The organism is Saccharopolyspora sp. NPDC002578 (assembly GCF_053592695.1).
On the sequence record NZ_JBSFWJ010000037.1, the window covers coordinates 28,965 to 50,549 of the forward strand.

A 21,585-nucleotide genomic window follows, 5' to 3' on the forward strand; every position below is an offset into this window, starting at 1 on the left:
GCCGCCGGCGGCGGACGCGCCGAGCGGTGACCACGCGGCCCGATCCGAACGGACTTCGAAGAGTGCGCACATGACCTCTGCGGTGCTGACCGCGTTCTGGCCGACTCGGCGGGGCTCGCTGTTCGACCAGGCGTGTCGACGGGCCGCGCACCCGGTGCGCGGCCGGCCCGCTCGGCGCGAGCACTCGGCGCTCGCGCCTCCCACGACGAGGAAGGCTGCACCATGTCGGTCACCGATGAACTGCTCCGCAACAACGACGCCTACGCCGCCGGATTCAGCGGTCCGCTGCCCCTGCCCCCGTCGAAGAAGATCGCGGTGGTGGCGTGCATGGACGCCCGTCTGGACGTCTACCGCGCGCTCGGCCTCCACGAGGGCGAGGCGCACGTGATCCGCAACGCCGGTGGGGTGATCACGGCGGACGAGATCCGCTCGCTCGCGATCAGCCAACGCCTGCTGGGCACCGAGGAGATCGTCCTGATCCACCACACCGACTGCGGCATGCTCACGTTCACCGACGAGGAGTTCACCGCATCCCTCCAGCGCGACACCGGGATCGCACCCGAGTGGGCTCCGGAGTCGTTCACCGACGTCGACGCCGACGTGCGGAGTTCCCTGGAGCGGGTCCGCACCAGCCCCTTCATCCCGAAGAAGGACTCGGTGCGCGGCTTCGCCTTCGACGTCGCCACCGGGAAGCTCCGCGAGATCGGCTGATCTCCCTCGGCGCCGCGGCCCGGCGAGGTCGCGGCGCACCGGGGGTCCGACCGGACAGTGCGGTGCGAGGGGAAGGGAGCACTGTCCGGTCGGCCGGGCCCGACACCGGTCGGGGGCATCGGCATCAGGCCGACGCGGTCCCGACGGTCGGTCAGGACCACGCTCACCAGCATGATCTCCGGCAGGTCCGTTTTTCCAGAGCCCCCACACGGTCGATGGACACCCCTTGCGCGGGACGCCGCGATGATCGTGCACCGATCGTCGCGGCACCCCGGCCGGAGCGTGCTCGTGGAACTTCGCGCTGGTCGACGCGGCCGCACGACCGGCCGCGGGTATGTGTCGCGGCAACCAGTCCACGCGGTGCGCCGAGGCGGCCGGACTCGAACGAGATCATCCGACTTGATGACGTCGTCCCGTCACCTGAGCGGCTGCTCCGGAACCGTCCCGCCAGCGGGCCGCTCAGCCCTCGGCGGCGAGCTGGCCGCAGGCCGCGGCGATCTCCTGGCCGCGGGTGTCGCGGACCGTGCAGGGCACGCCCGCGTCGCGGACGCGCTGCACGAACTCCCGCTGCACCGGCTTCGGCGAGGCGTCCCACTTGCTGCCCGGCGTCGGGTTCAGCGGGATCAGGTTCACGTGGGCGAACTGGCCCAGGTGCTTGTGCAGCAGCTTGCCCAGCAGGTCCGCGCGCCACGGCTGGTCGTTGATGTCGCGGATCAGGGCGTACTCGATCGACACCCGGCGCCCGGTGTGGTCGGCGTAGCCGCGGGCCGCCTCCAGCACCTCGGCGACGTTCCAGCGGTTGTTCACCGGCACCAGCGTGTCCCGCAGCTCGTCGTCCGGGGTGTGCAGCGACACGGCCAGCGTCACGTGCAGCTGCTCCTCGGTCATCCGCTTGATCGCGGGCACCAGGCCCACCGTGGAGACCGTCACCGAGCGCTGCGACAGGCCGAGGCCCTCCGGCGCGGGGTCGCAGATCCGGCGCACCGCGGCGATGACCCGCTTGTAGTTCGCCAGCGGCTCGCCCATGCCCATGAACACGACGTTCGACAGCCGCCCCGGGCCGCCCGGCACCTCGCCGTCGCGCATCATCGCCGCCGCCGTGCGCACCTGGTCCACGATCTCCGCCGTGGACAGGTTCCGCTGCAGGCCGCCCTGGCCGGTGGCGCAGAACGGGCAGGCCATGCCACAGCCCGCCTGGCTGGAGATGCAGACGGTGGCGCGCTCGGAGTAGCGCATCAGCACGCTCTCGATCAGCGTGCCGTCGTGCGCGCGCCACAGCGTCTTGCGCGTGGTGCCCTCGTCGGTGTCGAGCGTGCGGATCTGGCTCAGCAGCGTCGGCAGCAGGTCCGCGCCGAGCTTCTCCCGGCTCGCCGCGGGGATGTCGGTCATCGACTCGACGTCCGCGTTGAGCCTGCCGAAGTAGTGGTGCGCGAGCTGCTTCGCGCGGAACGGCTTCTCGCCCAGCTCGGCCACGGCGGCGCGGCGCTCCTCGGCCGACAGATCGGCGAGGTGACGAGGGGGCATGCCGCGCTTGGGCGCGTCGAAGACCAGCGGGAGTGAAGTCGACATAGCGCCGACCAGTGTCCCACGAAGGCGTCGGCGGCTCGTCGGCCCGTCCGCGGACCGGCGGCCCTGGTCGCCGCTCACCCCATCGGTTAATGTTTCGGGGTGCCGAAAAGCAGCTCTCCACGGCAGCGAAACTTTCGCTGCGGACAGCCGAGATCGCGGCGCGCGGTGACCGTGCTCGCCGCGCTGGCCGCGACGGCGCCCCTGGTGGCGGCCTGCGACGTCGACCTGAGCCGTGCCGATGACGGCAAGCCCTCGGTCGTCACCACCTTCACCGTGCTCGCCGACATGACCAGGGCCGTCGCCGGGGACGCGATCGAGGTCGAATCGATCACCAAGCCGGGCGCCGAGGTGCACGGCTACGAGCCCACCCCCAGCGACCTGCTCACCGCCGCGAAATCCGACCTGGTGCTGGACAACGGGCTCGGCCTGGAGAGCTGGTTCGCCCAGTTCGTGGCCCGCAGCGAAGCCCCGCACGTGACGCTCAGCGCCGGTGTCGAGCCGATCCCAGTCGAAGCCGGAGGCTACGAGGGCAAGGCCAATCCGCACGCGTGGATGTCGCCGCGCAACGCGAAGATCTACGTCGCGAACATCCGCGACGCGCTCACCCGGCTCGACCCCGCGCACGCCGAGGAGTTCCGCGTCAACGCCGAGAACTACGCGCGGCGGCTCGACGAGATCGAAACCTACCTGCGCACCGAGATCGCCCGGATTCCCGAGCCGCAGCGGGCCCTGGTCAGCTGCGAAGGCGCGTTCTCCTACCTCGCCAGGGACACCGGCCTGCGCGAGGCGTACCTGTGGCCGGTCAACAGCGACGAGGAAGGCACCCCGCAGCAGATCAAGAACACCACCCGGTTCGTCGAGGACCGGCGGGTGCCGGCCGTGTTCTGCGAATCCACCGTGAACGACAAGGCCCAGCGCCAGGTCGCCGAGGAGACGGGCGCGCGGCTGGGCGGCAAGCTCTACGTCGATTCCCTGTCCGAACCGGGCGGGCCGGTCCCCACCTACCTGGACCTGCTACGCCACGACGCCGAAACCATCGTCGGCGGACTCTCCGGGGGTACCCGATGAGCGTGCGGGCACGTCACGTCACCGTCTCCTACCGGGAGACGCTCGCCCTCGACGACGTGACCCTGGACATCGCGCCGGGACGGGTGTGCGGGCTGCTGGGCGTCAACGGGTCCGGCAAGTCCACGCTGTTCAAGGCGCTGATGGGGCTCGTGCGCCCGGACAGCGGCGAGATCCGGCTGCTCGGCCGCGACCCGAAGCGCGCCCGCGGCGACGGGCTCATCGCCTACGTGCCGCAGTCCGAGGCCGTCGACTGGACCTTCCCCGTCACCGTGGCCGACGTGGTGCTGATGGGCCGCTACGGCCGGATGGGACCGATGCGCCGCGCCCGGCCCGCCGACCGGGCCGCCGTCGCCGACGCGCTGGAACGGGTCGGGCTCACCGCGCTGGCCCGCAACCCGATCGGCGCGCTCTCCGGCGGCCAGCGCAAGCGGGCCTTCGTCGCCCGCGGCATCGCGCAGGAAGCCGAGCTGCTGCTGCTCGACGAACCGTTCGCCGGAGTGGACAAGGGATCCGAGGCGATGATCAGCGAGCTGCTGCGCGGACTCCGCGACGAAGGCCGCACGATCATGATCTCCACCCACGACCTCGCGGGCGCCCCCGCGCTGTGCGACGAGGCGGTGCTGCTGCACCAGCGGGTCCTCGCGCACGGCCCTGTCGCCGACGTGCTCGCCCCGGAAACGCTCGCCCGCACCTTCGGCGTGGCGGAAGGAGCCCGATGAACGACATCGCGATCTGGCTGCTGGAGCCGCTGCAATTCGGCTTCATGCGGCGCGCGCTGCTGGTCAGCGTCGTCGCGGCGCTGGTGTGCTCGGTGCTGTCGTGCTGGGTGACGCTGATCGGCTGGTCCCTGCTCGGCGACGCCGTGTCGCACGCCGTGCTGCCCGGGGTCGTGCTCGCCTACGTGTTCGCGCTGCCGTTCTCCGTCGGGGCTTTCCTGTTCGGCGGGCTCGCGGTGGCCATGATCGGCGCGGTGCGGGGCACCACGAAGCTCAAGGGCGACGCGGCGATCGGCGTCGTGTTCACCGGGCTGTTCGCGCTGGGCGTGGTGCTGGTCTCGCGCATCCCCAGCCAGGTCGATCTCAACCACATCCTGTTCGGCAACGTCCTCGGCGTCACCGACGGGGACATCGCGCAGGTCCTGGTGATCAGCGCGATCACGCTGGCGGTGGCGATGATCAAGCGCCGGGACCTCACGCTCTACGCGTTCGACCCCACCCACGCGCACGCCATCGGGCTGCGACCGCGCCTGATCGGGGCGCTGCTGCTGACCATGCTCGCGCTGACCGTGGTCGTCGCGCTGCAGGCCGTCGGGGTCATCCTCGTGACCGCGATGCTGATCACTCCGGGGGCGACCGCGTTCCTGCTCACCCGGCGCTTCCCGCAGATGCTGGCGGTGGCCGCGGCGCTGTCGGTCGGCAGCGGCCTCGCGGGCACCTACCTGAGCTTCCACCTGGACACCTCGACCGGCGGGATGATCGTGCTCTGCCAGGCCGCGCTGTTCCTGCTCACCTACCTGTTCGCGCCCGGCCAGGGCCTGCTGCGCGAGGTGCTGCGCCGACGCGCGCGGCGGGCGGAGGCGGCTTCGGCCGGATAGTCCACCCACTCGTGGCACCACCCGGTCTCCTATCGTGGATGACATGACAAGCATGGCCGAACGCCCGTCGGCGTCCGTGGAGGACTACGTCCGGGCGATCTACGGGCTCAGCGAGCGCGGGGTGGCCGTGACCAACGCGACGCTGACGCAGCGGCTGGGGCTGAGCCCCTCGTCGGTGTCCGGGATGATCACCAAACTGGCGCAGCTGGGACTGGTCACCCACGTTCGGTACCGAAGCGTCGAACTCACCGCGGACGGCCGCCGGTTGGCCTACGACGTGCTCCGCAGGCACCGGCTGCTCGAACTGTTCCTGGTGGAGGTGCTCGACTACACCTGGGACGAAGTGCACCCGGAGGCAGACGCGCTGGAGCACGCCGTCTCCGACGAACTGATCGAGCACATCGCCGCCAAGCTCGGCAATCCCACGCACGATCCGCACGGCGACCCCATCCCCACCGCGGACGGCATCGTCGAGAAGCCGACCACCCGGCTGCTGGACCAGGTCGAACCCGGCACCATCGGCACCATCGCGCGGGTCTGGGACACCGATTCGGAGCTGCTGCGCTACCTCACCGATCACGGGATGACGCTGGGCGCGCGGATCGAGGTCGTGGAGCGCAAACCGTTCGGCGGACCGCTGGTCGTGCGCATCGGAGAACCCGCGCAGGCCGAGACGCACTTCCTCGGCACCGAGATCGCGGGCACGCTCTCGATCCGGACCTGACCGCCTCAGCAGGCGCGGCGCCTGCCCCCGTCCCACTCCCGATCGTCGGCCCCCTCCTCGCCGGGGTGATCGGCGGGCTCGCTCGGCGGGGCCTCCTTCTCGGCCGCCTCGGCACCGTAGAGCTCGTCGGTGAGCAGGCGTCCGTGCAGCTCATCTGTGCGGTGCGCGCCGAGCACCGCGAGCAGCAGGTCGAACCGGTGATCCGTGAGCACTATGGCGACGTAGGCGAACCCGGCCAGGCCACCGAGCACCAGCGCGGACACCCACCGCGTGGGCACGTCCGCCTGCACCAGCAGGATGACCGCGAGCGCCAGCGCCAGCACGGAGGTGAACGCGATTCCCCTGGCGAGCATCACCTGGCGCCACAGCGACCGGAACGTCGGGTGCTGCCGGGACAGCTCCCGGACCAGCCGGGCTCGTTCGCGTCGATCCATCCGGGCGACCTGGCTCAGGCCCGCGGTCACCGGTCTCCCCGCGTGAATGGCCATCTGGTCGCTCCTGTTGCGCGTCTTCTCGGGCGGGATCGGGCCGCCTCTGCCCGCGGCCGTCCGGGAACGGCCGACCGGGCGCGATCATGGATCTGCTGACCGGTTTCGGTGGTCACCTCGATGTGCCGTGGTCGGCGCTGGAGGCCGTTTGTCGGCCACGGGGCACCGTCGCGGGTCTCTGCGCGGACCTGCGGGCGGCGCAGCCGCCGCGTCGTTGCAGCGGGCGCACACCCCGTCGCCACCACAAGTCGATCACGCCGGACGCCCCGGAACAAGGCGTCATTCGGGGGCGTTCGCATCGCGACAAAAGCACCGAAGGGTAACGGTACTCGATAATGCCGCTCGGCTTAATAGTCTGGCCGGTTGTTATTCCCAGCCGATCGAGACCCACGGCTACTTTACGTGGCAGTAACCGCACTCGGATACAGCAATCCCTTGTCCGAGCGGGTGTTTTCCCGAGCAATGAACTACCGGCCGGTACGGCACCGGAAAGCGCGACCCGAATCCGGAAAGGAGAATTCGAAATTCACGAACCGCGAAGCAGGCCCAGCGGACGGGTGCGAATTCGCACGCGATAGCCGACTTCCAGCGCGCATCCGGATACCTCGCGCAGCGCGCGGCGCGCGACCTTCGGCGAGAACTCGATCCCCAGCACCTCGGCCAGCTCCGCGCGATCGTCGAACCGCCACACCGTTCGCACCTGCTCGCTGTCGAAGCCGTGCAGCTGGAAGAACCGCTCCACCGCGGGCGGGTCGAACCGGGGCGCGTCCGCCCGCATCCACTTCCCGTACGGCTCGCACGAGCCGTCCAGATCGATGATCGCCAGCGTGCCGCCCGGCCGCAGCACCCGCTCGGCCTCGGCCAATCCCGGCTGGCACCCCGGCCCGAAGAAGTACGCCGTCCGCGCGTGCACGAGGTCGACGCTCGCGTCGGCCAGCGGGAGCCGCTGCGCGGGAGCCCGGCGGACGTCCACCCCGGCGAGCCCGGCGACCCGCCGCCGCGCCCGCTCCACCAGCGGCGCGTGCGGCTCGATTCCGATCACCGACCGCGCGGACTCCGCGAAGACCTCCAAGTGGAAGCCGTCGCCGCACCCGACGTCGACCACGTCCCGGCCCGCCCAGTCGCACCGGGCGCGCAGCGCGCCCCACAGCGCGCCGGTCGAGTCCTGCGCGCGGTTCTCCCGCTCGTAGACCTCCGGCCAGTGCCAGATGTTCGGGCTCGGCGTGATCCGGGGCTCCGGCTCGGAGCCGATCACCACGGCGACCAGATCATTGCGGTAGCAACCAGAAAAGCATCATCCACGCCACCACCGCGGACGGCAGCAGCGAATCCATCCGATCCATCAGACCGCCGTGCCCCGGAAGCATGTTGCCCATGTCCTTGATGCCCAGGTCCCGCTTGATGACAGACTCCATCAAGTCGCCCAGCGTCGCGCTGCACACCAGGGCGGCGCCGAACAGCGCGCCCTGCCACCACTGGCCCTCCAGCAGCAGCGTCACCGACAGCGCACCCGCGACGGTGCCCGTCAGCATCGACCCGCCGAAGCCCTCCCAGGACTTCTTCGGGCTGATCGACGGCGCCATCGGATGCTTGCCCAGCAGCACGCCGAACGCGTAGCCGCCCGTGTCCGAGGCGACGACGCCGATCATGAAGCACAGCGCGCGGAACGCGCCGTCCTCCGGCACCGCCAGCATCGCGGCGAACGACGCGAACATCGGCACGTAGGCGGCGGTGAACACCGAGGCCGTCACGTCGCGCAGATAACCGTCCACGCCCAGCCGGAAACGCCAGGCCAGGCAGCCCAGCGTGGTGATCGTGAAGGCCACCAGCAGCCCGCGCAGCCCGAACGGCCACGACAACCAGATCATCAGCTGGCCGCCCACGAGCACCGGCAGCAGGCTGACCCGGATGTCGGCGCCGCGGCGCAGCGCCCCGGCCAGTTCCACCGTGGAGACCGCGGCCGCCACCGCCACGATGCCGATGAACAGGTGCCGCAGCATCAGCAACGACAAGATGATCGCGGCGCCGAGCACGACGCCCACGGCGATCGCCGCTCGCAGGTCACGACCTGCGCGAGAAGGGCGCGACGGCGGGTCCGGTACGGAAGCGGACATCCCGGACTCACCTTCGCGCTGGCTGGTCGTCACCGAAGATCGCCCGGTACCAGCACTTCCGGAGCCCGGACCTCGTGCGGCCGGACCTGGGGACGACACGAGCGGGAACGACCAGGCGCCCACTCGGGCGCCGCCGGCGAAAGCGGCCCGGCAGCCGCGAACCACAGTTGCAAGACAGCCTCTCAAACTTCGAGGAGCTCTGCTTCCTTGTGCTTGACGAGATCGTCGATCTGGGCCGTGAAGCGGTGCGTCAAGGTCTCCAGCTCCTTCTCGCCCCGCTTGCCCTCGTCCTCGCCCGCTTCCCCGTCCTTGACGACGCGGTCGATCTCTTCCTTGACCTTGCGCCGGATTCCGCGCACCGAGATCTTGCCCTCCTCGCCCTTGTGCTTGGCGAGCTTGACCATCTCCTTGCGGCGTTCCTCGGTCATCTGGGGAACGGCGATGCGGATCAGCTGCCCGTCGTTGGACGGGTTGAAGCCCAGGTCGGAGTCCCGGATCGCCTTCTCCATCGCGGCGAGCTGGCTCGCGTCGTAAGGCTTGACCACGACCAACCGGGCCTCCGGCACGCTGATGCTGGCCAGCTGGTTCAGCGGCGTCGGCGAGCCGTAGTAGTCGACGACGACGTTGGCGAACATCCCCGGATTGGCACGGCCGGTGCGAACCGTGGCCAGGTCGTCCTTGGCCACCTGCACCGCCTTCTCCATCTTCTCCTCGCCCTCGAGGAGAGTCTCGTCGATCACGGTTGCTCCTTAGGTGTGCCGGCCGATGTGTACAGCGCGCCGCGCGACGCGGCGGCGTCGGTAGCGGAACCCGATCAGGATCTCAGCACGGTCAGGCGGACCCTGCGGCCGGGGTGCTGACCAGGGTTCCGATCTTCTCACCGCGCACGGCGCGAGCGATGTTGCCCTCCTCCAGGAGGTTGAACACCAGGATGGGCATCTGGTTGTCCATGCACAGGCTGAACGCGGTCGCGTCGGCGACCTTGAGCCCCCGCTCCAGCACCTCCCGGTGGCTGACCGCGTCGAAGCGCTCCGCCGTCGGGTCCGTCTTCGGGTCCGCGGTGTAGACCCCGTCCACGCCCTTGGCCATCAGCACGACCTCGCAACCGATCTCCAGCGCGCGCTGCGCGGCCGCGGTGTCGGTGGAGAAGTACGGCATGCCGGTCCCCGCACCGAAGATGACCACGCGGCCCTTCTCCATGTGCCGGATCGCGCGACGCGGGATGTAGGGCTCGGCGACCTGGCCCATTTCGATCGCCGTCATCACCCTGGTGTCGATGTCGTGCTCGCGTTCCAGGAAGTCCTGCAGCGCCAGGCAGTTCATCACCGTGCCCAGCATGCTCATGTAGTCGCCGCGAGCGCGTTCCATGCCGCGCTGCTGCAGCTCGGCGCCGCGGAAGAAGTTGCCGCCGCCGATGACCACGGCGACCTCGACGCCGCCCGCCACGACCTCGGCGATCTGCCTGGCCACCGTGCCGACCACGTTCGGGTCGACGCCGACCGCACCGCCGCCGAACATCTCACCGCCCAGTTTGAGCAGCACACGCCCATAGCCGTCTTCCGACAGACCGTCGTCGGTCACTGGGTTCCTCCCGAGAGGCTGATTGTTGCGCGGTGATCGAAGTGCACCGTCAGCGGTGCGCTGCGCGAACGCCCCGCCCTCCCAGGGGGCGGAGGCGGGGCGTGAGGTCGCGAACCCCGCCGCCGGGCACGCTCAGGGCGAGCCGGCGGCGGCGACGCGAAACCGGTGCGGCGGTCACGACCGCCGCACCGGGCGAGATCAGGCCTGGCCGACCTCGAACCGCGCGAAGCGGGTCACGGTCACGCCGGCCTCGTCGAGCAGGGCCTTGACGGTCTTCTTGTTGTCCTGCACCGACGGCTGGTCGAGCAGCACGTTCTCCTTGAAGAAACCGTTGAGCCGACCCTCGATGATCTTCGGCAGGGCCTGCTCCGGCTTGTTCTCGGCGCGCGCGGTCTCCTCGGCGATGCGGCGCTCGTTCGCCACCACGTCCTCCGGGACCTCGTCGCGGGCCAGGTAGGTGGCCTTCAGGGCCGCCACCTGCATCGCGGCGTTGCGGGCAGCGTCCTCGGAGGGACCGGTGTACTCGACGAGGACACCGACCGCCGGCGGCAGGTCCGCGGCGCGGCGGTGCAGGTAGGTCGTCACCTGGCCGTCGAAGACGGCCACGCGGCGCAGCTCCAGCTTCTCGCCGATCTTGACGGCGAGCTCCTGCACGGCCTCACCGATCGTCTTGTCGCCCAGCGGGGCGGCCTTGACGGTCTCGAGGTCGGAGGAGTTCGCGGCCTTGGCGGCCTTGACGACCTGGTCCGCCAGGGAGATGAACTCGTCGTTCTTGGCGACGAAGTCGGTCTCGCTGTTGAGCTCGATCATCGCGCCGTCCTCGGCGGCGACCAGGCCCTCGGCGGCGGAACGCTCGGCGCGCTTGCCGATGTCCTTGGCACCCTTGATGCGCAAGACCTCCACGGCCTTGTCGAAGTCCCCGTCGGTCTCGGTGAGGGCCTTCTTGCAGTCCATCATGCCGGCGCCGGTCAGGTCACGGAGACGCTTGACGTCGGCCGCAGTGTAGTTAGCCATCGTGCGGGTCCGTCCTTTTTCGGAATGTGTGCACAGCGGAAGTTTCAGCGGCGATTTCCGGCGGAACCAGGCCCGTCGGAATCCGCTCGCGACGCGAAAGAGGCGGCGGCCGCATCAGCGATGCCCGCCGCCACTGGCCTCGGCCACCAGTGTGGCCGGTCGGCGCGAAGATCGTGCTGGTCACCCGCTCGGACGGCGGGTGACCAGCACGACTGAATCAGGACTGAGCGGGCTGCTCGTCGGCCGCCGGGGCCGCAGCGCCTTCACCGGAACCGGTGGCCAGCAGCTGCTGCTCCCACTCGGGCAGCGGCTCCTCGCCGGTCGGCTGCGGCTTCTCCTCGCCCTCGACGGCGCCGTTGCCACGGCCGCTGCGGGACATGAGGCCCGCGGCGACACCGTCGGCGACCACGCGGGTCAGCAGCGCGGCGGAGCGGATCGCGTCGTCGTTGCCCGGGATCGGGTAGTCGACCTCGTCCGGGTCGCAGTTGGTGTCCAGGATCGCCACGACCGGGATGCCCAGCTTGCGAGCCTCGCCGACGGCGATGTGCTCCTTCTTGGTGTCCACGATCCAGACGGCGCTCGGGATCTTGGACATGTCGCGAATACCGCCGAGGGTCTTCTCGAGCTTGTCCTTCTCCCGGGTCAGCATCAAGATTTCCTTCTTGGTGCGACCCTCGAAGCCACCGGTCTGCTCCATGGTCTCCAGCTCCTTGAGCCGCTGGAGACGACGGTGCACGGTCTGGAAGTTCGTGAGCATGCCGCCCAGCCAGCGCTGGTTCACGTAGGGCATGCCGACGCGCAGCGACTGCTCCGCGATGGCTTCCTGAGCCTGCTTCTTGGTACCGACGAACAGGATCGTCCCGCCGTGCGCGACCGTCTGCTTGACGAAGTCGTAAGCCGCATCGATGTAGGACAGCGCCTGCTGCAGGTCGATGATGTAAATGCCGTTGCGCTCGGTGAAGATGTAGCGCTTCATCTTCGGGTTCCAGCGCCGGGTCTGGTGCCCGAAGTGCACGCCGCTGTCGAGCAGCTGCTTCATGGTGACGACGGCCATGGCCTTGTTCGCACCTCTTGTGTCGGGCGCACCGCCGAGCGGTGCGCGGTTCGGTTCTCGCGGCGAGCCGGGTGGCCCGCTGCCCTGGTGTCCGCGCCCGGTGCCCCCACCCTGGCCCTGCGGGCCGGGACCTCGAAGGCACCGCTCGTTCCGCCGGAGCTCCGAACCGCCCTGCTCCCGAACGCCGAGCCGATCACCGATCGGTCCGGGTGATCTCGCGCCTCCCGGACGGCCGTGCCGAGCCGGGCGGCCGAAGCCGTTCAGCGCGGGACGGGGCCGCCAGGAGCGGAACCACAGGTGCGGGAGTGGAGTTGTTCGGTTTCCCGACGGCGACGCGCGGACACGCGAAGTCGGATCGTGCGCACACGAAACCGCGTTAATAGTGTACTCGACGGGCAAAGCCGCCCAGGGCGAGGTCGCGAGTTGTCCACAGGCGGCCGATTCATCCACAGATTTCCGGATTGCCCCTGTCCGGCCCGCGCCGAGCGGGTCACGGTGGAAGCATGCTCCCGCTCCCCCGGATCTTCCCCGTCCGCGCCGGTCACCGGCGCTCCGGCCACGTCCGGCCCGCCCTGCTCGCCCGGCTGCTGCCGGTGCTGCTGATCGTCGCGCCCGCGGTTCTTCCCGGCACCGCCGCGACCGCGCCGGGCGCTGAGCCCGGTGCCGAGGCTCCTCCCCCGCCGCGGAACGGATGGCACCACCCGCTGCCCGGTTCCGCGGTGTCACGCCCGTTCGCGCCGCCCACCAGCGCCTACGGACCCGGCCATCGCGGCGTGGACCTGTCCGGGGTGCCCGGTGCCACCGTGGCGGCGGCAGATGCGGGCGTCGTCGGCTACGCCGAGCAGCTCGCCGGTCGCCCGGTGGTGTCGATCGAGCACGCGGGCGGCCTGCGCACCACTTACGAGCCGGTTCGCCCGACCGTCGAGGCCGGTCGGCGAGTGGCCGCGGGCCAGCCGATCGGCGTCCTCGAAGCGGGACATCCCGGCTGCGCGGCACCGGCGTGCCTGCACTGGGGCGCCCGCCGCGACGCGGACTACCTCGATCCGCTCGCCCTGCTCGGTGCCGTCGAGGTGCGGCTGCTGCCCTGGGACGCTGCTGCGCCGGTCGGATCGTGAGCCCCGCGCCGCACGGGCTCTAGGCCGCGATCACGACTGGGGTTCGGTGAGCTTGCTGCGCAGGCGCAGGACCGCGCGCGTGTGCAACTGGCAGACGCGGGACTCGGTGACCCCCAGCACCTTGCCGATCTCGGCCAAGGTGAGGTTCTCGAAGTAGTAGAGCGTCACCACGACCCGGTCGCGATCGCTGAGCCGCTCCACCGCCTCCGCCAGCTGCCTGCGGCTGTCCCGGTCCACCAGGGCCGCCACCGGATCCTCCGCCCGGTCGTCGGGCAGCGTCTCGGCGAGCGACGCGGTGCCCCGGCCGACGCTGATCAGGTCGTCGAGGGCGACGACGCTGGTCATCTGCAGCTGGGCGAACAGGTCGTGCAGCTCGTCGGCGGACACATCGAGCTCGTCGGCGAGTTCCACGTCGGTGGCGTGGCGCTGGAGCTTCGCTTCCAACCGCTCCAGCGCGCGTTCGAGGTCCCTGGCCCGGCTGCGCACCGAACGCGGTACCCAGTCCTGCGCGCGCAGGTCGTCCAAGATCGCGCCCCGGATCCGCTGCATGGCGTAGGTCTCGAACTTCAGGCCGCGTTCGGGCTCGAACTTCTCGATCGCGTCGACCAGCCCGAAGATGCCGGACTGCACCAGGTCGGAGACCTCGACGTGCGAGGGCAGCCCGGTGCCGACCCGGCCGGCCACGTACTTCACCAGCGGCGCGTAGTGCAGCACCAGCCTGTCCCGCAGGCCTTGATCGCGATGTTCGCCGAAGGCGTGCCAGAGCGCCACGATGCCCGCTTCGACGTCGTCGGCGCTGCGCTGATCGTCGGCGACGAGGTACGACAACCGCCCCGGTGTCGAGGGCTTCGCCGCGTCAGCACCCTGGTCGACCCCGGATCGGGTGGCCGTGTCCGACTGCGCCGCGGCCCCCTGGGGGGTGGCCGCGCCGCCGGTGTGCCGGCTGCCGTTGACCTGCGCGCCGTTGGTGCCGGAGCCCGTGTCGTGGCCGTTCTGGCTGCGCTGCGCGGTCGGCTCGCCGGGGAGACTCGTCCTCGACGACGTCGATCTCGATGTCGCTTCCGTGGCCACGGTGCGGGCACCGCCCCCGGCGTCGTCAGGAACGGGGGTGGGTTCGGTCATGAATCGCCTTCAGCCGGTCGACGGTCACGTGGGTGTAAAGCTGGGTCGTTGCGAGCGTAGCGTGACCAAGCAACTCCTGAACGCTACGGAGGTCTGCTCCTCCTTCGAGCAGATGGGTCGCAGCCGAATGCCTCAGCCCGTGCGGCCCGAGATCGGCCGCGCCGGGCACGGCCTGCACGGCGTCGTGCACCACCCGGCGTGCGATGCGCTGGTCCAACCGCCCGCCGCGTGCACCGAGGAAGACCGCGGGGCCGGAACGGTCGGTGCCGAGTTCGGGCCGTCCCGCCGAGAGCCAGCGTTCCAGTGCCGCATCGGCGGGTACGCCGAACGGCACGGCGCGCTCCCGCTCGCCCTTGCCGAGTACGCGGAGCAGGCGCCGTTCATGATCGATGTCGTCGAGGTCGAGCCCGCACAGCTCGGCCACCCGGATCCCGGTCGCGTACAGCAGCTCCAGCAGCGCGTGATCGCGCAGGGCGACCGGGTCGCCTTGCGCGGCCCCGGCCGCGGACGCGGTCATCGCCGAGTCCGCCTGGTCTGCGCGCAGCACCGACGGCAGCACCCGGTGCTTGGACGGGGCCGTGAGCCTGGGTCCGGGGTCCGCGGCGAGCAGTCCGGTGCGGTGCGCCCACGCGGTGAAGGTCCGCACCGACGCGGCCCGACGCGCCAGCGTCGCCCTGCTGATGCCCTGGGCGTGCTGGCCCGCCAGCCACGACCGCAGCGCGGGCAGCGTCACCTGGTCCAGGCCCGGTCCGGAGTTCGCCACGTCGGCGAGCAGCGAGACCACGTCGCCGAGGTAGGCGCGCACGGTGTGCCGGGACAGGCCGCGCTCGGCGGCGAGGTGGCGCTGGAACCGATCCACCGCGGAACCCAGCTCGTCGGGAAGCGATGCGCGCGCCGCGCGCAGGTCCGTTCTCGCCGCGGCGCCGGACCGTCTGCGTTCCATGGTGCAAACGCTCGCCCTTGGACGTGGTCCGGTCAAGGGGGCCACGCCGTGAACACGCTCCCACCCGAGGCGCCGATGTCGATCACCGCGGGTTCATCCGGCGCACACCGCCCAACCGCCCTCCTTCCGCTCGACCAGGCCGGCCAGCTCCATCTCCGGCAGCAACGCCCGCACGGCGCGCAGGGACAAACCTGATTCCTGCGCGAGCCGGTCGGCGTCCGCACCTTTGCAAGCACTGACCGCATCGTGCAGTTGCCGCGCACGCGGCTCCAGCGCGTCGGTGCGGCGAGCGGCCGGTACCGGATCCACGAGGGGCGCGGCCCCGAGCGGGTTGATCATTTCGAGCACCTGGGGCGTCGATGTCACCAGCACCGCCTTCCCGGAGCGCACCATGTCGTGGCAGCCCACCGAACTGGCCGAGGTCACCGGCCCCGGCACCGCCATCAGCGGCAACCCCAGCGCGTCGGTGGTGTTCGCGGTGTTGCCCGCGCCGCTTCGCGCCCCGGCCTCCACCACCACGGTGCCCTGGCCGCACGCAGCGATCAGCCTGTTGCGCACCAGGAACCGATGTCGTCGGGGCGTCGTGCCCGGCGGGTACTCCGTGGCCACCGCTCCTTGTTGCGCGAGGGCGCGCAACAACCGGCCGTGTCCTGCCGGGTAGTCGATGTCGATGCCGCAGGCCAGGAACGCCACCGTGGTGCCGCCCGCGGCCAGCGCGCCCCGATGGGCCGCGCCGTCGATGCCGTAGGCCGCGCCCGAGACCACCGCGCACCCGGCCGAGGCCAGACCGTGCCCCAGCTCGGCGGCGAGGTGCTCGCCGTACCCCGTCGCCGCGCGAGCCCCGACCACCGCCACCGACGCGGCCAGCGCCTCGTTGAGATCCGCCCGGCCGCGCACCCACAGGGCGAGCGGGGCTGCCATGCCCGGCACCCCGACCTCGGCGGCCCCGGCCAGCAGTCCGAAGCGCTCCGCGGGCCAGCCCGGATCTTCCGGGATCAGCAGCCGCGCACCGATCCGCCGCGTGGCCGCCAGGAGATCCGCGCCCGAGACGTGCCGCCGCCGGGACTCGACCTCGTCGGCCACCGCACCGGGAGCCGAACCGCCGCGCACCAGCGCTGCCGTGCGGACGGGCCCGTGTTCGGCGACGCAGGCGGCCAACGCGGGCGCCGGGGGCTCGGCCACCGCCGCCAGGTAGGCACGAGCGAGCCGGACCTGCTCGTCCCCGCTCATCGCACACCCCCGTCGCCGCGACCGGTCCCGACCGGACGTGCCTGCGCACCGACAGCCGCTCCAGGTCTCGCGCCGGGGCGCCGAATCGCGAGCTCGAACCAGGAACGCCCCGGACTCGGGCCGGAACACCGACGGTCGGCGTCGTGCGATGAGAACCGACACGATGCCGCCGCGGTCAGCATCACCCGCATCGCTTGCATCGCCCCGGACGCCGCGGTCATGCGAGCCTCCGTTCCCGGAACGCGAGCGCGGCGGCCACGTGATCCGCCTCCGGACGCTCGCTGCCGTCCAGATCGGCCAGCGTCCACGCCACCCGCAAGCAGCGATCGGCTCCTCGCGCGGTCAACGCCCCCACGTCGAGCCCGCGGTCCAGCAGCGCCGTCACCGCCTCCGGCAGCGCGAACTCGCGGCGGAGCACCGGGCCCGGCACCTCGCCGTTGGTCTGCCAGCCCCGCGAAGCCCACCGCCGCACCGCCACCTCCCGCGCCCGCGACACCCGCTTGCGCACCACGTCCGTCGACTCCGTCCGCCCGCCTGCCCGCATGGTGGCCGCGGTGACCGGGCGCATGTCCACGCGCAGATCAACGCGGTCCAGCAGCGGACCGGACAGCTTGCCGAAGTAGCGGCGCCGCGCCTGCGGAGCGCAGTGGCAATCGGCGTCCCTGGCCGGCGCGCACGGGCAAGGGTTGGTGGCCAGCACCAGCTGGAACCGCGCCGGGTAGCGCAACGTCCCGTCCCGCCGCGAGAGCCGGACCTCCCCTTCCTCCAGCGCGGTGCGCAGTGCTTCGAGGCGTTGCGGACCGAACTCGCACGCCTCGTCCAGGAACAGCGTGCCGCGGTGCGCGCGGCTGACCGCTCCCGGACGCGCCAGCCCCGATCCGCCACCGATCAGCCCGGTAACCGAGGTGGAGTGGTGCGGAGCCACGAACGGCGGATCCGCCACCAGCGGCGCGTCCGCGCTGAGCTCACCGGCCACCGAATGGATCGCGGTGACCTCCAACGCCTCCTGCCGCGACAGCTCCGGCAGCAGCCCGCTGAGCCGTCGCGCGAGCATCGTCTTGCCGGTGCCCGGCGGGCCGGCCAGCAGCAGGTGGTGACCGCCCGCCGCGGCGACCTCCAGCGCCCAGCGCGCCTCCGGCTGGCCCAGCACGTCCGCCAGGTCCTCCGGCGACTCGGTGCGCCGGGACACGACCTCGCCTGGACCGTCCACGAGCTCGCCCTGCTCGCGCAGCCAGTCGACTACCTCGCTCAACCGCTCCGCGCCGAGCACGTCGAGACCGTCGACCAGCCGGGCTTCGGCCAGCCCTTCCACGGGCACGATCGCCCGCCGGATCCCTTCGCGCCGCGCCGCCAGCAGCCCCGGCAGCAACCCGCGCACGGGCCGGATCCGGCCGTCGAGCGCCAGCTCCCCCAGCAGCACCGTGCTTTCCAGCCGGTGCGCGGGCACTTGTTCGGCCCCGGCCAGCACCGCGCAGGCCAACGCCAGGTCGTAGGAGGTGCCCGCCTTCGGCAGCGCGGCGGGTGACAGCGCCAGCGTCACGCAGCTCTTCGGCCAGTCCTCCTGGCAGTTCTGCACCGCCGCGCGCACCCGGTTCTTCGACTCCTGCAGGGCCGTGTCCGGCAACCCCAGCAGCTGCACGTTCGGCAGGCCGCCCTTGCGCACGTCCGCCTCGATCTCCACCAGCACGCCGTCCACGCCGAACAGCGCGACCGCCCACGTCCGCCGCAGCGCCATTCAGAACACCCCCGGCAGGTGGTCGAGGGTGATCGGCCCCTTCGGGGGCCACAGGACGGAGATGACGTCGAACCGGACCTGGCAGCCGGTCAGCCGCCGCTCCGCGAGCCACGCTCTGGCGAGCTCCCGCAGGCGGCGGACCTTGTTCGGCCCGACGGCGTCGAGCGGCGCTCCGTAGTCGATCCCGGAGCGCGTCTTGACCTCGCAGAACACCGCGCGGTAGCCGTCGGTGCCGATGATGTCGAGTTCGCCGTGCGCGGTCCGCCAGTTCCGGGCGAGCACCGAGATGCCCAGCTTCTCCAAGTGCTCGGCCGCCAACCGCTCACCGGCTCGGCCGAGCGCGTGCGTACCTTGCCCGTGCACGTCCGAGAGAGCACCGCGCAGCGGTCGGTAGTCGAGGGTGGGAACCGCCATGATCGCCTCCAAGGCCGGAAACCGGCCCGGAGCGGATCTCCGGGCCCGACTTCCAAAGTGCCCTGGCCGGTCAGCGCCCACCAGACCCAATTGGGAAATCTGTGGATGGATCGACCACCTGTGGACAACTCCATCGAAAACGATCTATGAATGCCGATGCGAAGAACGGGCGGCCGCCCGCAGGCGACCACCCGTTCCACCACATCAGCGCCGAGCGCCCCTCCGCCCGGTGACGCGACCGGTCAGCTCCCGCCGAACGGCCCGTTCTCGGGCAACCGGAGTTCCGGTTTGTCCAGCTCCTCGACGTTCACATCCTTGAACGTGATCACCCGGACCTTCTTGACGAACCGCGCCGGCCGGTACATGTCCCACACCCACGCATCCGACATGGACACCTCGAAGTAGACCTCCGAGTCGGAGTTGCGCACCTGCACGTCCACCGCGTTGGCCAGGTAGAAACGCCGCTCGGTCTCCACGACGTAGGTGAACTGCCCGACGATGTCGCGGTACTCCTTGTAGAGCTGAAGCTCCATCTCGGTCTCGTACTTTTCGAGATCCTCGGCGCTCATCGCAGTGCGAGCCCTTCCCCGTCGCCGTTCGTTCTACGTTCGCCCATTGTCCACCACTTCCCCCTCAGAAGCATCGAACAGACCGGGTTTGCTGGTGACGGTGCGTGGCGACCGCATCCCGTGCAGCCGGGCCGCCGCGACCACGTTCGAGTAGGACCACCGGTGCTGCCCGCTCGGACCGTGCTCGCGCATGCGCGCGGTGTGGTGGACCGTGCAATACCCCTTGTGCCCGGCGAAGCCGTACCTCGGTAACCGCTCGTCCAGCTCGCACATGATGCGGTCGCGGGTGACCTTCGCCAGCACCGACGCGGCGGCCACGCAGGCGGCGACCAGGTCACCCTTGAGCACCGCCACGCTCGGCGCGGCCAAGCCCTGCACCCGGAACCCGTCGGTGAGCACGTAGCCCGGATGCACCGGCAGCCGCGCGACCGCGCGCCGCATGCCTTCCAGGTTGGCGACGTGGATGCCGAGCGCGTCGACCTCGTCGGCCTCGATCACCACCGTCGACCAGGCCACGGCCCGCCGCACGATCACGTCGTAGAGCCGTTCCCGCTCCGCCTCGCTGAGCACCTTGGAGTCGGTGAGCCCCTCGAACCGCCGCGCGTCTCCGGGGCGCAGCACGCAGGACGCCACCACGAGCGGCCCGGCGCACGCCCCGCGGCCCGCCTCGTCCACGCCGGCGACCGGGCCGAGTCCGCTGCGGTCCAGGGCGCTCTGCAGCGCCCAGTTGCCGCTGCTGCGGCGGATCACCGGCCGCGGCGGGCGCCAGCCCGTCTCGGCGACCGCGGACCGCGCCCCCACCGTCAGTGCCGCTCCTGGCGGTGCTGCCGGATGACGGCGGAGAACCTGCGGCCCATCCACAGCACCGGGAACGCGGCGGCGAAGCCGACGCCCGCGGGCAGGCCCGCCTGCCAGGCGGGCGCGCCGAGCGCGTCGGCCTGCGGGTTGGTCTCGGAGATGCTCTGCCAGCGCTGCGGCGGCAGCACGATCACCTGCGCCTTGCCGATCACGTTGTCCACCGGCACCGCACCGTTGACGCCGCCGCCGCCCTGGAAGCGGGAGTCGGAGGAGTCGTTGCGGTTGTCGCCCTGCACCCAGAGGTACCCCGGCGGCACGGTGACGGGCGCGAAGTCCGGCTGCGTGTCGGGGCGGCCCGGCTCCCAGTAGATGTAGGGCTCGTTGAGCGGTTTGCCGTCGACGATCATCCGGTTCTGGTCGTCGCAGCACTCGACGGTCTGCCCGCCGGTGGCCATGACCCGCTTCACGAAGTCCTTCTCGTCCGGCGAGCCGAAGCCGACCAGCGACATCGCGCCCTGCAGGAAGCCCACGACCGGGTTCGACGGCTCGGCGACCTGGAAGTCGTTCTGCCCCCACGTCTCGGGCCCGCGGAACACGACGACGTCGCCCGGTTCGGGATCGGTGAACCGGTAGGAGATCTTGTCGACCAGCACCCGGTCGTTCTGGCAGCCGTCGCAGCCGTGCAGCGTCTGCTCCATCGACTGCGAGGGGATCACGTAGACCCGCGCCAGGAAGGCTTGGATCACGATCGTGAGCACCAGCGCGGTGACGATCAGGATCGGCAGCTCACGCCAGAACGATCCCTTCCGTTCGCGCGAACGGCGGCCCCGCGAGCGGCCACCGTCCCCTTCGGGGTGCTCGGCAGCCGCGCCTTCGCGGGGCTCTTCTTCTGGTCCGTTAGAGCGCATGACGTCGGCCACGCAGCCAGGCTACTGGAACCGCGATGCCCCCCGGCGGACTGCCCCGGCCGGAGGCCGCGGGGACGCATTCCGCCGGTGACGTGCGGGTTCCCGGCGCGGGGTCGATCAACGCGGGTTCCGGGAGATCCGGGAACGGGCGCGATGTGCCGCGCCCCACCGAACTCGTTCACCTGATCGTGGATCACCGGAACGATCGGGCGCGCATGAAAAAGGACGACCCGGGCGCGAAGCACCCGGGTCGTCCGAAGTCACCCGCCACCGGCGGGCGGCACGCATCAGGAAGCGTTGATCGGCTCCCGCTTCTCCTTGATCTTGGCGGCCTTGCCGCGCAGCTCCCGCAGGTAGTACAGCTTCGCCCGGCGGACCTGGCCGCGAGTGGCGACCTCGATCTTGGCGATGTTCGGGGTGTGCACCGGGAAGGTGCGCTCCACGCCGACACCGAAGGAGATCTTGCGGACGGTGAAGGTCTCCCGGACGCCTGCGCCCTGGCGACGGATCACGACGCCCTGGAAGACCTGGTTCCGCTCGCGCGAACCCTCGATGACGCGGACATAGACCTTCAGCGTGTCGCCAGGCCGGAAGGCCGGAATGTCGGAACGCAGCGACTGGGCGTCCAGAGCGTCCAGGGTGTTCATCGGTGGTCCGTCCTCATCCGTGTCGTAGGCACCCGTGCACTCGCGGATCGTGGCCGGGTCTGAACCGCGGCCGCCGTCTGACACGGGGTTTGGCTTGCGATGTGCGCGCCGGTACAGAATCCGGCTTCAGCAACCCGTCAAGTGTGCCAGACGCGCAGGCAGGCGCCGGAACCGGCCCCGGAAAGCG

23 protein-coding genes are annotated in these 21,585 nt (G+C 71.1%); 6 read left to right on the top strand and 17 right to left on the bottom strand.

The window, feature by feature from the left end:
* Positions 1-222: 222 nt before the first annotated feature.
* A complete protein-coding gene (locus tag ACWD38_RS18345; protein ID WP_184481683.1) occupies positions 223-711 on the top strand; it encodes a beta-class carbonic anhydrase in 489 nt (162 codons plus the stop codon).
* Between the two features lie 459 nt (positions 712-1,170).
* On the opposite strand, the gene rlmN is transcribed toward ACWD38_RS18345, so the two are convergent.
* On the bottom strand, positions 1,171-2,280 hold the full coding sequence (gene rlmN / locus ACWD38_RS18350; protein WP_450124515.1) for a 23S rRNA (adenine(2503)-C(2))-methyltransferase RlmN: 1,110 nt from the start codon (positions 2,278-2,280) through the stop codon (positions 1,171-1,173).
* Positions 2,281-2,445: 165 nt separating this feature from the next.
* Here rlmN and ACWD38_RS18355 point away from each other — a divergent pair, with 165 nt between their 5' ends.
* The 4 genes from ACWD38_RS18355 to ACWD38_RS18370 are packed head-to-tail and all read left to right on the top strand — an operon-like array spanning position 2,446 to position 5,666.
* Complete coding sequence (locus ACWD38_RS18355) at positions 2,446-3,348, top strand: metal ABC transporter substrate-binding protein (protein ID WP_450124516.1); 903 nt, start codon at positions 2,446-2,448, stop codon at positions 3,346-3,348.
* Positions 3,345-4,067 carry a metal ABC transporter ATP-binding protein gene (locus ACWD38_RS18360; protein ID WP_184481687.1) on the top strand — a complete coding sequence of 241 codons (723 nt, stop codon included), beginning with the start codon at positions 3,345-3,347 and terminating at the stop codon, positions 4,065-4,067. Before ACWD38_RS18355 ends, ACWD38_RS18360 begins: the two co-directional genes overlap by 4 nt.
* A complete protein-coding gene (locus tag ACWD38_RS18365; protein WP_184481689.1) occupies positions 4,064-4,942 on the top strand; it encodes a metal ABC transporter permease in 879 nt (292 codons plus the stop codon). The genes ACWD38_RS18360 and ACWD38_RS18365 overlap by 4 nt, the downstream gene beginning before the upstream one ends.
* Before the next feature lie 52 nt (positions 4,943-4,994).
* A complete protein-coding gene (locus ACWD38_RS18370; protein ID WP_425503613.1) occupies positions 4,995-5,666 on the top strand; it encodes a metal-dependent transcriptional regulator in 672 nt (223 codons plus the stop codon).
* A gap of 5 nt (positions 5,667-5,671) precedes the next feature.
* Here the strand turns inward: ACWD38_RS18370 and ACWD38_RS18375 are convergent, their stop codons facing one another.
* The 7 genes from ACWD38_RS18375 to rpsB form a co-directional block, all read right to left on the bottom strand.
* Complete coding sequence (locus ACWD38_RS18375) at positions 5,672-6,154, bottom strand: hypothetical protein (RefSeq protein WP_450124517.1); 483 nt, start codon at positions 6,152-6,154, stop codon at positions 5,672-5,674.
* 526 nt (positions 6,155-6,680) lie between these two features.
* A complete protein-coding gene (locus tag ACWD38_RS18380; RefSeq protein WP_450124518.1) occupies positions 6,681-7,412 on the bottom strand; it encodes a class I SAM-dependent methyltransferase in 732 nt (243 codons plus the stop codon).
* A 10-nt stretch (positions 7,413-7,422) separates the two neighbouring features.
* On the bottom strand, positions 7,423-8,268 hold the full coding sequence (locus ACWD38_RS18385; RefSeq protein ID WP_184481695.1) for a phosphatidate cytidylyltransferase: 846 nt from the start codon (positions 8,266-8,268) through the stop codon (positions 7,423-7,425).
* Positions 8,269-8,450: 182 nt separating this feature from the next.
* The gene (gene frr, locus ACWD38_RS18390) at positions 8,451-9,008 is read right to left on the bottom strand and encodes a ribosome recycling factor (protein WP_184481698.1); all 558 of its coding nucleotides are present in this window, start codon (positions 9,006-9,008) and stop codon (positions 8,451-8,453) included.
* A gap of 91 nt (positions 9,009-9,099) precedes the next feature.
* Positions 9,100-9,849 carry a UMP kinase gene (gene pyrH, locus ACWD38_RS18395; protein ID WP_450124519.1) on the bottom strand — a complete coding sequence of 250 codons (750 nt, stop codon included), beginning with the start codon at positions 9,847-9,849 and terminating at the stop codon, positions 9,100-9,102.
* Between the two features lie 198 nt (positions 9,850-10,047).
* Entirely contained in the window at positions 10,048-10,863 is an 816-nt protein-coding gene (gene tsf, locus ACWD38_RS18400) for a translation elongation factor Ts (RefSeq protein WP_184481702.1), read from the bottom strand.
* Positions 10,864-11,080: 217 nt separating this feature from the next.
* Positions 11,081-11,917, bottom strand: a complete 837-nt coding sequence (gene rpsB / locus ACWD38_RS18405; protein WP_184481704.1) for a 30S ribosomal protein S2 — start codon at positions 11,915-11,917, stop codon at positions 11,081-11,083.
* Positions 11,918-12,420: 503 nt separating this feature from the next.
* On the opposite strand from rpsB, the gene ACWD38_RS18410 reads away from it, so the two are divergent.
* Positions 12,421-13,032, top strand: coding sequence for a murein hydrolase activator EnvC family protein (locus ACWD38_RS18410; protein WP_450124520.1), 612 nt, complete (start codon positions 12,421-12,423; stop codon positions 13,030-13,032).
* Between the two features lie 30 nt (positions 13,033-13,062).
* On the opposite strand, the gene whiG is transcribed toward ACWD38_RS18410, so the two are convergent.
* The 9 genes from whiG to rplS all read right to left on the bottom strand — a co-directional run bounded on the left by whiG (position 13,063) and on the right by rplS (position 21,398).
* Positions 13,063-14,154, bottom strand: a complete 1,092-nt coding sequence (gene whiG / locus ACWD38_RS18415; protein ID WP_450124521.1) for an RNA polymerase sigma factor WhiG — start codon at positions 14,152-14,154, stop codon at positions 13,063-13,065.
* Entirely contained in the window at positions 14,129-15,097 is a 969-nt protein-coding gene (locus tag ACWD38_RS18420; protein ID WP_450124522.1) for a tyrosine recombinase XerC, read from the bottom strand. Before ACWD38_RS18420 ends, whiG begins: the two co-directional genes overlap by 26 nt.
* 93 nt (positions 15,098-15,190) lie before the next feature.
* Positions 15,191-16,327 (bottom strand): DNA-processing protein DprA, encoded by a 1,137-nt coding sequence (gene dprA / locus ACWD38_RS18425; RefSeq protein ID WP_184481712.1) that lies wholly within the window; start codon positions 16,325-16,327, stop codon positions 15,191-15,193.
* A 217-nt stretch (positions 16,328-16,544) separates the two neighbouring features.
* Positions 16,545-18,062 carry a YifB family Mg chelatase-like AAA ATPase gene (locus tag ACWD38_RS18430; RefSeq protein WP_450124523.1) on the bottom strand — a complete coding sequence of 506 codons (1,518 nt, stop codon included), beginning with the start codon at positions 18,060-18,062 and terminating at the stop codon, positions 16,545-16,547.
* Entirely contained in the window at positions 18,063-18,476 is a 414-nt protein-coding gene (locus tag ACWD38_RS18435) for a YraN family protein (protein WP_184481716.1), read from the bottom strand.
* A gap of 242 nt (positions 18,477-18,718) precedes the next feature.
* The gene (locus ACWD38_RS18440) at positions 18,719-19,045 is read right to left on the bottom strand and encodes a DUF2469 domain-containing protein (protein ID WP_184481717.1); all 327 of its coding nucleotides are present in this window, start codon (positions 19,043-19,045) and stop codon (positions 18,719-18,721) included.
* 33 nt (positions 19,046-19,078) lie between these two features.
* Positions 19,079-19,846: a ribonuclease HII gene (locus ACWD38_RS18445; protein WP_343071539.1), complete on the bottom strand. Its 768-nt coding sequence runs from the start codon at positions 19,844-19,846 to the stop codon at positions 19,079-19,081.
* Positions 19,847-19,848: 2 nt separating this feature from the next.
* Positions 19,849-20,763: a signal peptidase I gene (gene lepB, locus ACWD38_RS18450; RefSeq protein ID WP_343071540.1), complete on the bottom strand. Its 915-nt coding sequence runs from the start codon at positions 20,761-20,763 to the stop codon at positions 19,849-19,851.
* A 275-nt stretch (positions 20,764-21,038) separates the two neighbouring features.
* Positions 21,039-21,398, bottom strand: coding sequence for a 50S ribosomal protein L19 (gene rplS / locus ACWD38_RS18455; protein WP_184481719.1), 360 nt, complete (start codon positions 21,396-21,398; stop codon positions 21,039-21,041).
* Positions 21,399-21,585 lie beyond the last annotated feature (187 nt).